The following is a 14,332-nucleotide window of genomic DNA, read 5'->3' as shown; positions in this document are numbered from 1 at the left end:
CGGGAGCGCGGCACTCATCATGAACCTCCTAGAACACATGTTCGTCGAACACCTGTTCGACACGATAGTTGGCATCGGCCGACACGTCCAGCATTTTTCGAACACGTGTTTGAAGGAGCGGCTAATCCGCCGTAGGCTTGACCCATCAAGGCGACCATCGACCACCAACATGAATTCCCCGCTTGAACCACCTCGGTGAGGCAGGGCGCCGCAGGGCGCGGGAAGGGCAGGAGCGATGACCACGAGCAGCACTAACCCCGCAGCGCCCCAGGTCCTGCGCTCACTGGACGCCCGCGCCCGCGCCGTCTACGAGGCGGTTCGGAGAGCGGTCGACACCCACGGCTACCCGCCCTCCATGCGGGAGATCGGCGCCCAGGTGGGGCTGACCAGTCCGTCGTCGGTCAAGCACCAACTCGACAAGCTCGAGCGCCTGGGCCTCGTGCGGCGCAATCCCAAGCGTCCCCGCGCCCTGGAGGTCTTCTCCCCCGGGGCCGAGGCCACGGACCTGGACGCCCAGGATCCGGGCGATCCCGCGCCCGCCCCGCCCGGGGTCCTTCACGGCGACGCCGTCGCGGTACCGCTGGTCGGACGGATTGCCGCGGGCAGCCCGATCCTGGCCGAGCAGCACATTGAGGACGTCATGGCGCTGCCCCGGCGCCTGACCGGAGAGGGCGAGCTGTTCATGCTCAGGGTTCACGGGGATTCCATGATCGACGCCGCCATCTGTGACGGCGATTGGGTGGTGGTCCGCCGCCAGGCGGACGCCGTCAACGGCGAAATCGTGGCCGCCATGATTGACGACGTTGACGGCGCCTCGGCCACGGTGAAGGTCCTCTCGCGCCGGGACGGCCACCAGTGGCTCCTGCCCCGCAATCCCGACTACGCCCCCATACCCGGGGATGAGGCCACCATTGTCGGCAAGGTTGTCACCGTCCTGCGCGCACTGTGACCCTGACCCACCGGGACTGACCCACCGGGGCCGCACGCGACGGGGGTCCCGAGGACTCTCATCCTCGGGACCCCCGTCAGCCCGGCCGAAGCCGTGTCTTACGCAGGGCCCGGGCTCTGCATGAGACCGTGAGGCACGGGGCGCCTCAGTAGCCCAGGCCGCGAGCGACCTCGCGCAGGCGCTCGGCGGAGGCGACCAGGCGCTCGCGCTCGTCGGGGGTCAGCGGCAGCTCAAGACGGCGACCAGCGCCCTCGCGACCCACAATGGTGGGAACGGCCATGCACACGTCGGAGATGCCGTGCCAGTTGTCCAGCAGCGGGGAGACGGTGAGCACGCGCTGCTCGTCGTTGAGGATGGCGCCGATAATCCGCTGGACGGCCAGGCCCACGGCGTAGTTGGTCACGCCCTTGCCCTCGATAATGCGGTAGGCGGAGCGCACGACGTCGTGGGCAATGCGCTCGCGCTTGGCCTCGTCGAAGACGCCGCCGTCCAGCGTCTTGCCCCACTGGGTGATCGGCACGCCGCCAATCTCGCAAGAGGACCACAGGGGGACCTCGGAGTCGCCGTGCTCACCGGCGATGTAGCCGTGGATGTTCTGGGTGGCCGTGCCGGTCTCCAGGGAGACCAGGTAGCGCATACGGGCCGTGTCCAGCACGGTGCCCGAGCCGAAGATCTGGTTCTCGGGCAGGCCGGTGATCTTCTTGGCGCAGTAGGTGACCACGTCCACCGGGTTGGCCACCGGCAGGAAGATCGCGTTGGGAGCGACCTCGACGAGCTTGGGCAGGATCTTCTCCATAATGCCGACGGTGGCGCCGGCGAGCTCAAGGCGGGACTGTCCGGGCTTCTGCTTGGCGCCCGCGGTAATCGCAATGACGTCGGCGTCGCGACAGATCTCGGGGTCGTCGGAGCCGGAGACAGCACCGGCGGAGGTGAACTGAATGCCCTGGGCAATGTCGAGGGCCTCAGCCTCGACCTTCTCCTTGGCAATGTCCTGAAGAACAACCTCGCGGGCAACGCCCTTGGTCACGCAGGCATAGGCGAGGGTGGAGCCGACGGCGCCGGCGCCGATAATGGCGACCTTCGACGGACGGCCGGAACGAGCGGTGGGGTAGGAGCCTTCAGCGCTGTTAGTGATCGCGTCGGACACGATATCTTCCTCCGAATCAGAATGGGGATGGCGGAATGGACTCGCCGGTGCGTGATCAAGACTACGCGTTCACATCGTCACAGCAGGGCACTCGAGCAACATCTATTGTGACCCAGAACACATTTAATCGTGTTTGGGTGTATATGCTATCTGTTCGCGGCGAGCCGGGTGAGGGCGCCGAGCACCACCCGGCGATCCCCGGTGGGCCACAGCGGCGGCATTGAGCGCGCCAGAAAGCCCCCGTAGCGCGCGGTGCGCAGGCGCGGGTCCAGGACCGCGACCACGCCCCTGTCGTCCGCACGGCGCACCAGGCGCCCGGAGCCCTGCGCCAGCAGTAGGGCGGCATGGGTGGCCGCCACGCTCATGAAGCCGTTTCCGCCGGCCGCCGCCACGACCTCACTGCGGGCCTGGGCCACCGGGTCGTCGGGCCGGGGAAAGGGGATGCGGTCGATAATGACCAGGCGGCAGGTGTGCCCGGGCACATCCACTCCCTGCCACAGGCTGAGAGTGCCCACCAGGCAGGCGTCCTCGTCGGCGGCGAAAGCCTCCACCAGGGCGGGCAGCTGGTCCTCCCCCTGGGCGTAGACCGTGAGGTCGGTGGCGCCGCGCAGCACCTCGGTGGCCTCCTGCGCGGCCCGGTGGGAGGAGAAGAGCCCCAGCATCCCCCCGCCGGAGGCCTCGGTCAGGGCGAGTACCTCGTCCAGGGCGGCCTCGGAGATGCCCTGGCCGGGGCGCGGCAGGTGGGTGGGGGTGTAAAGGATGCCCTGGCGGGCGTAGTCGAAGGGGGTACCGACGTCCACCCCCTCCCAGGGCTCCTCCGCCAGGGTCAGGCCCAAGGAGCGGGCCATGGGCTCAAAACTCCCGCCCAGGGCCAGGGTCGCAGAGGTCAACACCGCGGCGCGGCCCTCCAGGAGGCCGGAGGCCACCGACCCGGCGACGTCAATGGGCGCCAGGGTCAGCCGCGGTGGCTCACTGCCCATGCGGGGCCGCTCGATCCAGATCACATCACGGCGCTGGGCCACCGAGTCGGAGGTCATGCGCTCGATCGCCTCGACGAGCTCGGCCACGGCGGTGCGCGCCAGGGCCACGCCCCCGGCGGCATCAGCGCCCCTGCCCTTCGCGGCCTCGCGCACATCGGTGGCGACCTGGCGGGCGGCGGCGGCCAGGAGCACAAGGGCGTCGTGCAGGGCGGCCCCCAATCCCCGGGCCAAGCGCCCGTCGGGCAGATCGGCCAGCGCCAGTTGAAGGGTCTGGCCGGCGGCCTCCAACTCGGTGACGCTGACGCCGCCGTGCTTACGAACCGTGGCCGCCGCCCGGGCCACGCCCGCAGCGGAGAGGGACACCGTGCCCTGGGAGCGGACCCGCTCGGCCAGCTCATGGGCCTCATCGACCACCAGCACCTCATGCTCGGGCAGCACATGAGGGTTGCCGGCCACGGCAATGCCGAGCATGGCGTGGTTGGTGACCACCACATCGGCCTCCCCCGCCGCCGCGCGCGCCAGCTCGGGGAAGCACTCGGCCCTCAATGGGCACGAGGGGCCCAGGCACTCGGATTTGGAGACACTGACCTGCCCCCAGGCCCGGTCGGTGACCCCGGGAACGAGGTCGTCGCGGTCGCCGGTGGACGTGGTGGCCGCCCACTCGCGCAGGCGCACCACCTGCTCCGCCAGACTGGTGCCACCGGCCTTGCCCACCCCGGCGCGGGCGGCCCGGGCGGCCTCGAAGAGGGTGTCGCCATCCTCCTGCGGGTAGCCGCCCTGAAGACGGTGGCGGCACAGGTAGTTCTGCCAGCCCTTGAGCAGGACCACGGCGGGGCGCACACCGGTCGTGGCCTGGACGGCGTCGGCCGCCAAGGGCGCGTCCTTGGTCAGGATCTGTCGCTGGAGGGCGAGGGTTGCTGTGGAGATCACGGTGCGCTGGGCGGTGTCAACGGCGTGGACCATGGCGGGGATGAGGTAGCCCAGGGACTTGCCGGTGCCGGTGCCCGCCTGGACCAGGAGGTGAGAACCGGCCTCTACGGTCTCCACCACGCGGCGCACCATCTCGACCTGCCCACTTCGGGGACTGCCGCCCAGGCGGTCCACCGCCTGGGACAGGGCCGCCTGGGCGCGCTCGACCCGGGCCGCATCAGGGAGGGAGTCGTGAGAGTCGTCAGCCCCTGAGGCGAGGGCCCCTTTCCCGGCGCTGTGGGCCGATGGGCGGGCCGGGGGCGGATCGTCCTCGCGGGCTCCCCCTCCCCCGGGGACGCGGGCCGATGGGCTGCTCACGGCCCCGCGGCCTCGGGGCCTTGAGCCGAGGCGGCGGTCAGCTCGGCAGCCAGGGCGGCGTCAACCCTCGCGCGGATCCGCGTGCCCGCCTCGACATACTCCAGGGTGCCGATCTCGCCGTCGGCGTGAACACGGGAGACCAGGTCCCCGCGCCAGTAGGGCACGACGACGTCCACAGGCACCTCTGGGCGCGGCAGCATGGCCTCAATGCGCTCGCGCAGCTCGGCCAGGCCCTCGCCACTGCGGGCCGAGACGGCGATGGCGCCGGGCAAACGGGTGCGCAGGGCCGCCAGGGTGACGGCATCGGCGAGGTCGGCCTTATTCAGGGCAATGAGCTCGGGCACCTCCAGGGCTCCCGGGATCTCGGCGAGCACCGCGTGCACCGCGGCGATCTGGCCCAGCGGGTCGGGGTGGGCGGCGTCAACCACGTGGAGGACGAGGTCCGCCCCGGCCACCTCCTCCAGGGTGGAGCGGAAGGCCTCAATGAGCTCGTGGGGGAGGTTGCGCACGAATCCAACGGTGTCGGTGAGCGTGTAGACGCGCCCGTCGGCGGCCTCGGCACGGCGCACCGTGGGGTCCAAGGTGGCGAAGAGAGCGTCCTGCACCATAATCCCCGCACCGGTGAGGCGGTTCATGAGAGAGGACTTGCCGGCGTTGGTGTAGCCGGCGATCGCCACCGAGGGAATGGCGCCGCGGCGCCGCGAGCCGCGCTTGGTCTCCCGAGAAGGGGCCATTGCCTTGATCTCACGGCGTAGTTTGGCCATGCGCTCACGGATGCGGCGACGGTCCAACTCGATCTTGGTCTCACCCGGCCCACGGCTTCCAATGCCCTGGCCGCCGGCGATTCGCCCACCGGCCTGCCGGGACATGGACTCGCCCCAGCCGCGCAGGCGCGGCAGAAGGTATTCCAGCTGGGCGAGCTCGACCTGGGCCTTGCCCTCACGGGACTTGGCATGCTGGGCGAAGATATCCAGGATCACGGCCGTGCGGTCCACGACCTTGACACCCACCACGTCCTCCAGGGCGCGGCGCTGGGAGGGGGCCAGGTCGCCGTCGACGATCACCGTGTCAGCCCCCGCACCCGCAACCATCTCGGCGAGTTCTTTAGCCTTACCGCTTCCCAGGTAGGTGGCGGGGTCGGGGTGGTCGCGCTTCTGGATGAGGGCGTCAAGAACCTCGCTACCGGCGGTTTGGGCCAGGGCGGCCAGCTCGCGCAGGGAGGTCTCGGCGTCCTGGGAGTCCCGGGCCTCCCGGGCGGGGCCGTGGCCGGCGGCGGTGGTCGGGGTTCGAGGGAGCTCAAGGCCGACGAGCACAACCTTCTCCAGGCGGATCTGACGGTACTCGACCTCGCTGACGTCCTGCAGCTCGGTGGACATTCCGGCCACGCGGCGCAGGCCGGCTCGGGCCTCACGCTCCAGGGCGCCGTCGTCGCCCTGGCGGTCGGTGATATCGGCGTCCGTGGAGGCCAGGGCGGTGCCGGCCCGTGACAGGACGCGGGCGACAATGCTCTCAGCGCTCTTGGCGCTCTCAGTGCTCTCGGTGGTGGGGTCGGTGGAGGGCTGGTGGTGGGTCACGGGTGTTCCTTTGCGTATGCGTGCGGCAGTCCGGAGCACGGCTCGACGGACCTGCCCGAGGTGGGCCGGGGTCAGGGGGCGGTGCCTGCTGGGCAGGTCACCGGCTCAACGCATACGGAAGATCCACATGCGCGCATGGTAGCGCATAGCACCCGCCCAGTGCCCGCCCCTGCCCGGCGCCCCGGGATGAGGCGGACGTCCTCGCTGGCCTCACGAAGAACGCCGGCGCTCGTTCCTGTGTCGGCGCCGGTATCGTGCGGGCACGGGTAGCCTGGCGGACGTGAGTGAGCAGCACTACTTCTCCGCCGTCCCGGCCGCGCCTGCACAGGAGCGCACGCACCGCTTCACCATCCGGGGCGTGGAGCACACGGTAACGACGGCGTCGGGCGTGTTCTCCTCCGACCGCCTCGACAAGGGGACCCAAGTCCTCCTCGGCCACGTCCCCGACCCGCCCCGCACCGGCACCTTCCTGGACCTGGGCTGCGGCTGGGGCCCGATCGCCCTGGCTCTGGCCGACGCCGCCCCCACCGCCACCATCCTGGCCACCGACGTCAATGAGCGCAGCCTGGACCTGACCCGCCGCAATGCCGCTGCCGCCGGCCGCACGGTGCGTGCGGTCGAGGCGGCTGCACTCCTGGCAGAGCTGCGCGACTCCGGTGCGCGCCTAGACCTCATCTGGTCCAACCCGCCAATGCGCATTGGCAAGACCGCCCTCCACGAACTGCTGGAGTCCTGGTTGCCGCTGCTGGCCGACAACGGTGAGGGCTGGTTGGTGGTGCACAAGAACCTGGGGGCGGACTCCTTGACCTCCTGGCTGGCAGAGGGGGGCTGGGACGTATCCAGGCGGGCGTCTTCTAAAGGCTTCCGTGTTCTGCGCGTGCGCCACTGACCCGAACGCCGCCCGCCGGCCTTCAGCCGCTGATTTCAGCCGCCGATCCGCCCGGTTTTAGGCCCGGCGCACCGCCGCTCAACGCGGCCGCCGCAACCTAAGACTACGGTCCGGCCGCCTTGTGGTGCGCTTTAGCGCCGCCTGGCGGCCACGCACAGGTCGGCCAGGGCGACAGCGGCCGAAACCAATATGACTCCGGCGATCGCGCCCAGCGCCACCTGGGCGGCCGTGTCCCAGCCCGAGCCCTCGGCCACCCTGAAGGCGATCCCGGTAAAGGCGGCAATGCCGATGGCGGTGCCGATCCGCTCCCCCGTCTGGAGGATGCCGCCTGCGGCTCCCGCGTACTCCAGGGGGACGTCGACCAGGGAGAGGGTCTGGTTGGGAGAGACTACGAGCCCCTGCCCCACGCCCAGCAGGCTGAGGGTGGCGGCCATCCACCATGGGCTGAGCCCCACGGCCGCGCGGAGGTGCACCACCAGGACTGTGCTGCCCAGGCCGACAATCCCCAGGATCATGCCCCACAGGACCATGGCGCGCCCCACGCGCATGACCCGGCGTCCACTGACCGCGGCGAGAACGGCTGCGCACAGGGCGGCCGGCACCCCCATTAACCCGCTGGCCAGGGCCGACTTCCCCAGGCCCGTCTGGAGGTATTGGGCGACAATGATCCACACGGAGGTATAGCCCAGGAAGTAGATGGCGATAGCCAGGCATCCGAAGGCGAAGGAGGGCACGCGCAGAAGCGAGAGATCCACCATGGGCTGACGGCCCCGCTCCCGGTAGCGCCGCTCCCAGGCCACCCAGATCCCGGTCACGATCACGCCCAGGACCAGCAGACTCCAGACCCAGGCGCCGCGCGCGTACTCCATGAAGGGCGCCATGACCGCCACGGTGGCCAGGGCCAGCAGGCTCATGCCCACCGGGTCGAAGTCGGCGCGCCCGCCGCCCGCCGCCTCCCGGGGCCCCGGGTCTCCTTGGCCGGCCGGCCCGCTCGCGCCGGCCCGGCCCGTCAGCTCATTGACCCGCCTCCAGGCGCCTGGGGGCAGGTGGCGGCGCGCCGCCCAGGCCCCGGCCAGGGCGAAGGGGACGTTAATGAGGAAGGAGGCGCGCCAGCCCCAGTCGGCGCCCAGGGCCGCAATCAGGCCCCCGGACAGGACCGGGCCCACGGCCACGGAGACGCCGATGACGCCGCCGAAGAGTCCGAAGGCGCGGCCGCGCGCTTCAGCGGCGTAGAACTGTTGGATGAGACCCGTGACCTGGGGGTTGAACAGCCCCGCGCCCACTCCCATCAGTAGGCGCGAGGCGTTGAGAACGACAATGGTGGGCGCCAGCCCGGTGGCCAGGGAGCCCAGGCCGAATAGGAGCAGCCCGACGACGAACAGGCGCCCGCGCCCCATGACGTCCCCGGCGCGCCCGGCGGGGACGAGCAGCACTCCGAAGACCAGTGAATACCCCGAGACAATGAGCGCCAGGCCGCTGGTGGAGGTCTCCACCGACCGGGAGACCGCCGGGAGGATGACGTTAACCGAGGAGACCGCCAGAAGAGAGACGAAGGCGGGGACAAGGAGCAGGGGCAGGAGGTGGCGTTGAAGCGCGGTGAAGGTGCCCCCGAGCCTCGGGGGGACTGCCATGTCAGGATCGGGCCAGGGTGATGCGGCCGGTGATCTCGGCGGGGCCGGTGAGCAGGATGGTGGCGCCCTCGGCCAAGGGGTCGGAGCCCACGTGGACGCCGACCTCCCCTCCGGGCACGAGCAGCCGATAGTCCTGCGGGGCGCCCCGGCCAGTCCACTCGTGCAGGGCGACGGCGACCGCGCAGCATCCGGTCCCGCAGGAGCGGGTCTCCCCCACCCCCCGCTCCAGGACGCGCATGCGGGCCAGGCCCACGATGGCGCCGGTGAGCGGGTCGGTCTGCTCCCCCAGCGGCACCACCAGCTCCAGGTTGGTGCCGGCCGTGGGCCAGGGGTCATAGCTGACCGGCTCACCGGAATCGGTGAGCCCGGCGAAATCGGCGGCGGCCAACTCGGCCTCCTCGCCCAGGGCGACAACAGTGTGCGGGTTGGGCATGGCCAGGGACAGGGCGGCGCGGGCGCCATCGAGGCCGGGCACCGTCACCTGCGTGTCCCAGCCCTCGGTCACGGCGTCGGCCTGAGGGTTCTTCACGGTGGCCAGACGGGCGGGCCCCATGTCCACGGTCCACAGGTCTCCCAGGCGGGTGACGGTGCGGGCCCCACCGCGAGTACCAATAGTGATGGAGGTCCCATCCGGCAGCTCCACCAGACCCTCGGCCTCCAGGACGGCGGCGAAGAGGCGGGAGGCATTGCCGCACATCTCGGCCATGGAGCCGTCCGCGTTGTAGTAGTCCATGAACCACTCCGCCTCGGGGACGGCGGTGTGGAAGGCCCGGGCGCCGGGCAGCGCCTCGGTGCGCACGACGCGCACGAAGCCGTCAGCGCCAATGCCGGTGCGCCGGTCGCACACGGCGGCGATCTCGGCGGCACTGACGCTCACGGAGCGATCAGGGTCGACGAGCATGAGGAAGTCATTGCCGGTGCCGTGCCCCTTAATGAGCTCGTGCCCCGCCAGGCCCGCGGTGGTGGTCATGCGGGTCAGCCTATGCGACGTCATCGCCCCGGGCCTCAGCGGCCCGGACAATCCGCAGTGCCTCCTGTGTCACGCGCTCACGCTCGGCGTCGGGGCAGGCGCCCTCGGGGGTCAGGCGCAGGTCGATCCAGTGGATGCGCGGATCCCGACGGAACCATTTGAGCTGACGGCTGGCCAGGCTGCGGGTGGCCTGGGCGATGTCGGCGCCGGCCTGGTCACGGTCGATACGCCCGTCGATCACCGCCAGGGCCTGGGCGTAGCCAATGGCGCGCTGGGCGGTGCCGCCCTGGCGCAGGCCCACTGCAACCAGCTCCCGGGTCTCCTCAATGAGTCCGGAGTCGACCATGAGCCGGGCGCGCCCATCGATCCGCGCGTTCAGGGCCGGGCGGTACGGGCGCAGGGCCAGATGAACGGTGGGAACAAGGTCCTCGTAGCGCGGCAGAGTCGCGGAAAAGGGGCGGCCCGTCACCGCCATGACCTCCAGGGCGCGCACGAGCCTGCGGGTGTCGGTGGGCGCAATGCGCTGGGCACTGACCGGGTCGGCCCCGGCCAGCGCCTCCCACAGGCTGTGAGCGCCTTCCGCCTCCAGACGGCTCACCAGGGCGGCGCGCGTATCCGGGTCGGTGCCGGGGAACTCCAGGGCGTCGGTGACGGCGCGCAGGTACAGGCCCGAGCCGCCGACCACCAGGGCCCGGTTGCCGCGTGCCTCAATGGACTCCAGGTCGGCGCGGGCGTGGACCTGGTAGGAGGCGACATTGGCGTCCTGGCGCACACTGAGGACGTCGATTTGATGGTGGGGGTACCCGCGCCGCTGGGAGGGCGGCAGCTTGGCGGTGCCAATGTCCATGCCGCGGTAGAGCTGGGAGGCGTCGGCGTTAAGAATCTCGGCGCCGCTGCCGCCCGCCCCGCCCAAGGCGTCGGCCAGGTCCAGGGCCAGGTCCGACTTTCCGGTGGCGGTCGGGCCGACGATGGCGATGCGCACCCGGGTGCTCACAACTCGGGCAGGAGTGGACGGATTTGGGCTAAAGCGTGGGTGGCGGAGGACAGGGCCGTATCCAGGTGGAGGCGCAACTGGGAGTCGGTGGCGCCGGCGCGCAGGTCGGCCAGGTAGGTGGCGCGCACCAGGGCCCCTACGGGGGTGTCCACAATGGCGACCGTGGGGTAGATCTTGTCCCGGTTCCAGTCATTGATGCTGGCGGCGAGCTCGGAGCGCTGCCCCTCGCGAGCCGGCTCCTCCCAGTCCCCGGAGACCAGCAGCCAGCCCTCGTGGCCCTCGGGGATCTCCAGGACGAAGGGGAAACCATCCCAGGTGCCCAGGAGGCAGACGTGCCCGTCCTCCTCGTGACGATGAAGGCCGTACCCCATGGTGGAGGTGACCATTCTCTCCACCCGCTCCAGGGTCAGGGGCACAGTGAGCTCGCGCTCGCCACGGCGGGGCTTGTTGATCCTCCGGGACGGCGGGAGGCGCCCTTCACTGGAGCGGCGAATGGAGGTGGCGCGAGGGGCCTCGGGGCGTGCGGCACCGCTTGGCGCGGCGCGGTGGGCTGCGCCACTCCTCGCGCTGCTGCTCGTGCTCCCCGCCCCTGCGCCCTCTGCGGCGGAGGCGGCGCGGGGGGCGTGGACTGTGGGGTCCGTGCCCGCGGCCGCCGCGCCGGTGGCGCCGGCGCTCTCGCCGGTGCCGCGCGCGGTCGCTTTGGGTGATCCGGGCAAGCGCTTTTCCCAGCCCCTGGCCAGGATCCGGGACAGTAGGTCGACAAAGCGGAAGGGGCGTCCCCTCATGGTTCCAGACTCCCGCGCAGCGGATCGGGGAAGGTGTCCTCGGCCTCCCGCATGAGGGCGACAATGAGACGGCAGCCGGTGAAGACGAAGTCGGCGAGCTGGGCGTCGGTCATGCCCGCCTCCAGCGGGTAGGTGTATTCCCCGTGGAGACGCACCACACCGGCATCAGCAACGGTCAGGTAGGCCTTGGGGCCGATGCGGGTGGCGTTCCACTCCTCGACCAGGCGGCGCAATGCCGCCAAGTGCTCGGTGTCGGCTATGCGGTGCCACATGCCGCGCAGCTGAAGGGCGCGAGTTCCTTGGAAGACGGTGTGGACCGTGACGTAACGCCAGGGAATACCGATGTCGCCCTCGTCGTCCACGAAGAAACGCAGGCCCAGTGCGCGCACGCACTCCTGGACGCGATCGGTATCGACCGGTGTCGGGGTGTCGGGCGCGGCAGCGTGCGTCTCGGTGGGTGAGGGCATGCCCCAACCCTAACCGGGAGGCGGCCGCAGTTGCCCCTCACCGGAAGGCCAAAGCCCGGCGCCGTTACCATGCCGTCATGATGCCGTCATGATGAGGCGGCCGCGGCCTCCCGGGACTGCTCGGCAATACTGTCTATGGCGTCGTTGAAGGCCTCAGAGGTCTTCGAGGCGCCCGCCAGGGCGGTGACGTGGGCGTCCTCGACGCTGCGCCCCTCGACAGCCCCCTCAATCTCCTGGATGAAGGCTGTCAGATGGTCCCGGGAGGTGGAGGTCAGAGCGTGCCCGGTCACGGAGACGTCGGTAATGACTCCGCCGCTGAGCGTGGCGGTGACATCAATGGAGTCCTCTTCAATGAGGTCGTCGACGACGCCGTAGGACTCGCTGGCGCTGAAGGATCCATCTGCATAGGGACCGCCCGTGGGCGCTGGTGGCGCGCCCGTGGCGGCGCCCTGGGCGACTTCAGCGGCCGGGGACTGGCTGTCTTGGGGGCGCCCGGCGTACTCGTCATCCCCGGGGGTGACCTCCCCGCCACCGCATGCGGCCACCCCGACTGCCGAGAGCACGACGCCGGTGAGTGCTGCGGCGGCGCGGGCGGTGCCGCCGCGAGTCGCGCGGACCCGGCCCTTGCCGCCCCGATCCGCGCCCCCTGGTTGCTGTGGCTCGCTGCGTCCACTCACCGTGGCTCCTCCCGGTTCGCCTCGTCAGAGGGTTCTTGGCGTTCACTGGTCTGCACCGAGGCCAGGTCGAGCATGTTCGCCTCGCCGCGGCCCTGCCCGTCCTCATTAAGCCTTTCCCCCACCAGGCGCCCGTGGTTGAGGAGGATCTGGCGCTGGCCGCAGGAGGCGACATGGGCGTCGTGGGTGACCACAATGAGGGTGGTGCCCTGCTCATGCAGGCGGGAGAAAATGTCCAGGACGAGCTGCTCGTTGGTCTCGTCAAGGTTCCCGGTGGGCTCGTCGGCCAGCACCAGCTCGGGGTGGTTGATCAGGGCTCGGGCAATGCACACGCGCTGCTGCTCGCCGCCGGAGAGCTGGGAGGGCAGGTGGTGGGCGCGCTCTCCCAGCCCTACGCCCTCCAGGGCCTCAAGGGCCTCCTTCTCGTCGGTCATCGAGTGGTAGTACTGGGCGACCATAACGTTTTCTACGGCCGTCAGGTGCGGAACCAGGTGGAACTGCTGGAAGACCAGGCCAATAACATTCTTGCGGATCTGGGTGAGCTGAGAGGCGTTGAGCCGCCCGAGCTCGCGCCCGTCGAGGGTGACGGTGCCCGTGGACGGGGTGTCCATGCAGCCAATGATGTTCATGAGTGTGGTTTTGCCCGACCCGGAGGAGCCCACAATGGAGAGCCATTGGCCTCGCGGCACCGACAGGCTCAGATCGTCCACGGCGTGGAGGTCGCCGTAGATCTTGGAGACATGGGAGAGCTCGAGCAGCATGTCATTCCTCTCGCAGAACGATCGCGGGGTCAATGCGTGCGGCGCGCCGCACTGGGGCGTAGGAGGCGATCACGGCCACCAGGGCGGTCAGCAGCACCGAGATCGCCGCCAGCCACCAGTTGAACCCGATCGCGGAGTCGAAGACCTCGGTGGAGACGGCCACGGCCAGGGCGTGCCCCACTGCGGTACCAATCACACCGCCCACCAGCCCCAGGACGGCGGCCTCGGAGTAGAACTCCAGGCTCACAGCGGCGCTGGAGGCCCCCAGTGCCTTGCGCAGGCCTATCTCGTTGCGGCGCTCGGAGACCACGACGGTCATGGTGGTGGAGACCCCGACCAGGGTCAGGGCCAGGACGACCAGCGAGACCACCCAGAACAGGGTGTTGAGCATGGTGATAATGCGGGTGTCGCCGCTGGTGATCTTGGCGACCGGTTCGGCCCTCACAGCGCTATCGACGCCCTGGATCGCCTCCACAACGCTGTCCATGGGCACCGCCGAGGTGTCTATCGAGTACTCCACAATGTCGTAGCCGGGGTCGGAGACCCCGGTAAGGGCGTTGACGTCCTCGGCGAGGGCGTAAATGATGCCGTCCTCCTTGCCGCCGGTGTCCACAATGCCGGCCACCCGCCACTGGGCTTGACCGGCGGGGGCGGAGTCCTGGTCCTGCTCCCCGTCGGAGGAGACCAGTTGAAGGTTGTCGCTGGAGAGGTACTCCACGCTCACCGTCGAGCCCACTGACAGGCCCGCAGCCTCAGCCACATCCAGCCCCACCAGGACGCGCCCCGCAGTGGGCCACTGCCCCTGGACCGACCAGTGCCCATTGAGGGAGTGGACCTCCTCCACGTCGATTCCAGCCAGCAGGTAAGGGGATTTATTGATGCGAACCGTCTCATAGCGGTAGGTCGCCGTCTTCAGCTCCTCAGTGCTGACGCCCAAAGCCTCGGCAACACTCTGGGTGACCGCCTGGGCCGACTGGGGGCTAATGCGCGCACCGGTGGCGTCCTCGGAATAGGGCACAACAATGAGGTTGGCGCCGAACTGGCGCATTTGGGCGCTCATTTGGGCGGGGATTGCCAGGCAGATCGCCGCCAGGCTGAAGAGGGTGACTGCCCCCACAGCGGAGGACAGGAGCGCCGCCAGTGCCCGGGAGCGGCGCCGGAGCACGGCCCCGGCGAGCATGGTCAGGAACATGCGCCTGTTGGTCATAGGGCGGCGCCTGGGCG

13 protein-coding genes are annotated in these 14,332 nt (G+C 70.3%); 2 read left to right on the top strand and 11 right to left on the bottom strand.

The features are described 5' to 3' along the window. Positions 1 to 235 precede the first annotated feature (235 nt). Positions 236 to 949 carry a transcriptional repressor LexA gene (gene lexA / locus EUC46_RS06830; RefSeq protein WP_128773433.1) on the top strand — a complete coding sequence of 238 codons (714 nt, stop codon included), beginning with the start codon at positions 236 to 238 and terminating at the stop codon, positions 947 to 949. Positions 950 to 1,094: 145 nt separating this feature from the next. Here lexA and EUC46_RS06825 read toward each other — a convergent pair whose 3' ends face one another. The 3 genes from EUC46_RS06825 to hflX all read right to left on the bottom strand — a co-directional run bounded on the left by EUC46_RS06825 (position 1,095) and on the right by hflX (position 5,937). Next, on the bottom strand, positions 1,095 to 2,096 hold the full coding sequence (locus tag EUC46_RS06825; RefSeq protein WP_128773432.1) for an L-lactate dehydrogenase: 1,002 nt from the start codon (positions 2,094 to 2,096) through the stop codon (positions 1,095 to 1,097). Between the two features lie 146 nt (positions 2,097 to 2,242). Next, complete coding sequence (locus tag EUC46_RS06820) at positions 2,243 to 4,138, bottom strand: ATP-dependent DNA helicase (RefSeq protein ID WP_128773451.1); 1,896 nt, start codon at positions 4,136 to 4,138, stop codon at positions 2,243 to 2,245. A 221-nt stretch (positions 4,139 to 4,359) separates the two neighbouring features. Continuing rightward, positions 4,360 to 5,937 (bottom strand): GTPase HflX, encoded by a 1,578-nt coding sequence (gene hflX / locus EUC46_RS06815; RefSeq protein ID WP_128773431.1) that lies wholly within the window; start codon positions 5,935 to 5,937, stop codon positions 4,360 to 4,362. 280 nt (positions 5,938 to 6,217) lie between these two features. Between hflX and EUC46_RS06810 the strand changes: the two genes are divergently transcribed. Continuing rightward, a complete protein-coding gene (locus EUC46_RS06810) occupies positions 6,218 to 6,826 on the top strand; it encodes a class I SAM-dependent methyltransferase (protein ID WP_241655448.1) in 609 nt (202 codons plus the stop codon). A gap of 131 nt (positions 6,827 to 6,957) precedes the next feature. On the opposite strand, the gene EUC46_RS06805 is transcribed toward EUC46_RS06810, so the two are convergent. The 8 genes from EUC46_RS06805 to EUC46_RS06770 form a co-directional block, all read right to left on the bottom strand. Continuing rightward, positions 6,958 to 8,457: an MFS transporter gene (locus EUC46_RS06805; RefSeq protein ID WP_128773429.1), complete on the bottom strand. Its 1,500-nt coding sequence runs from the start codon at positions 8,455 to 8,457 to the stop codon at positions 6,958 to 6,960. A 1-nt stretch (position 8,458) separates the two neighbouring features. Beyond that, positions 8,459 to 9,427, bottom strand: a complete 969-nt coding sequence (gene dapF / locus EUC46_RS06800) for a diaminopimelate epimerase (protein WP_128773428.1) — start codon at positions 9,425 to 9,427, stop codon at positions 8,459 to 8,461. Between the two features lie 10 nt (positions 9,428 to 9,437). After that, the gene (miaA, locus tag EUC46_RS06795; RefSeq protein ID WP_241655447.1) at positions 9,438 to 10,421 is read right to left on the bottom strand and encodes a tRNA (adenosine(37)-N6)-dimethylallyltransferase MiaA; all 984 of its coding nucleotides are present in this window, start codon (positions 10,419 to 10,421) and stop codon (positions 9,438 to 9,440) included. Beyond that, on the bottom strand, positions 10,418 to 11,206 hold the full coding sequence (locus tag EUC46_RS06790; protein ID WP_128773427.1) for a type III secretion system chaperone family protein: 789 nt from the start codon (positions 11,204 to 11,206) through the stop codon (positions 10,418 to 10,420). Before EUC46_RS06790 ends, miaA begins: the two co-directional genes overlap by 4 nt. Next, positions 11,203 to 11,673: a YbjN domain-containing protein gene (locus EUC46_RS06785; RefSeq protein WP_128773426.1), complete on the bottom strand. Its 471-nt coding sequence runs from the start codon at positions 11,671 to 11,673 to the stop codon at positions 11,203 to 11,205. Before EUC46_RS06785 ends, EUC46_RS06790 begins: the two co-directional genes overlap by 4 nt. Before the next feature lie 86 nt (positions 11,674 to 11,759). Continuing rightward, the gene (locus EUC46_RS06780) at positions 11,760 to 12,350 is read right to left on the bottom strand and encodes an FMN-binding protein (protein ID WP_241655446.1); all 591 of its coding nucleotides are present in this window, start codon (positions 12,348 to 12,350) and stop codon (positions 11,760 to 11,762) included. After that, entirely contained in the window at positions 12,347 to 13,108 is a 762-nt protein-coding gene (locus EUC46_RS06775) for an ABC transporter ATP-binding protein (RefSeq protein WP_241655445.1), read from the bottom strand. The genes EUC46_RS06780 and EUC46_RS06775 overlap by 4 nt, the downstream gene beginning before the upstream one ends. Position 13,109: 1 nt before the next feature. Then, the gene (locus tag EUC46_RS06770; protein ID WP_164918769.1) at positions 13,110 to 14,315 is read right to left on the bottom strand and encodes an ABC transporter permease; all 1,206 of its coding nucleotides are present in this window, start codon (positions 14,313 to 14,315) and stop codon (positions 13,110 to 13,112) included. Positions 14,316 to 14,332: the final 17 nt, after the last annotated feature.

The organism is Actinomyces oricola (assembly GCF_004104015.1).
Classification (GTDB): domain Bacteria; phylum Actinomycetota; class Actinomycetes; order Actinomycetales; family Actinomycetaceae; genus Actinomyces; species Actinomyces oricola.
This window is presented reverse-complemented; position numbering and strand designations above follow the sequence as displayed.

Excerpts from the sequence above, each read along its gene's own strand:
- lexA (WP_128773433.1), top strand. The coding sequence starts at position 236 with ATGACCACGAGCAGCACTAACCCCGCAGCGCCCCAGGTCCTGCGCTCA.
- EUC46_RS06820 (WP_128773451.1), bottom strand. The coding sequence starts at position 4,138 with ATGGTGCGCCGCGTGGTGGAGACCGTAGAGGCCGGTTCTCACCTCCTG.
- EUC46_RS06805 (WP_128773429.1), bottom strand. The coding sequence starts at position 8,457 with ATGGCAGTCCCCCCGAGGCTCGGGGGCACCTTCACCGCGCTTCAACGC.
- dapF (WP_128773428.1), bottom strand. The coding sequence starts at position 9,427 with ATGACCACCACCGCGGGCCTGGCGGGGCACGAGCTCATTAAGGGGCAC.
- EUC46_RS06790 (WP_128773427.1), bottom strand. The coding sequence starts at position 11,206 with ATGAGGGGACGCCCCTTCCGCTTTGTCGACCTACTGTCCCGGATCCTG.
- EUC46_RS06785 (WP_128773426.1), bottom strand. The coding sequence starts at position 11,673 with ATGCCCTCACCCACCGAGACGCACGCTGCCGCGCCCGACACCCCGACA.
- EUC46_RS06775 (WP_241655445.1), bottom strand. The coding sequence starts at position 13,108 with ATGCTGCTCGAGCTCTCCCATGTCTCCAAGATCTACGGCGACCTCCAC.
- EUC46_RS06770 (WP_164918769.1), bottom strand. The coding sequence starts at position 14,315 with ATGACCAACAGGCGCATGTTCCTGACCATGCTCGCCGGGGCCGTGCTC.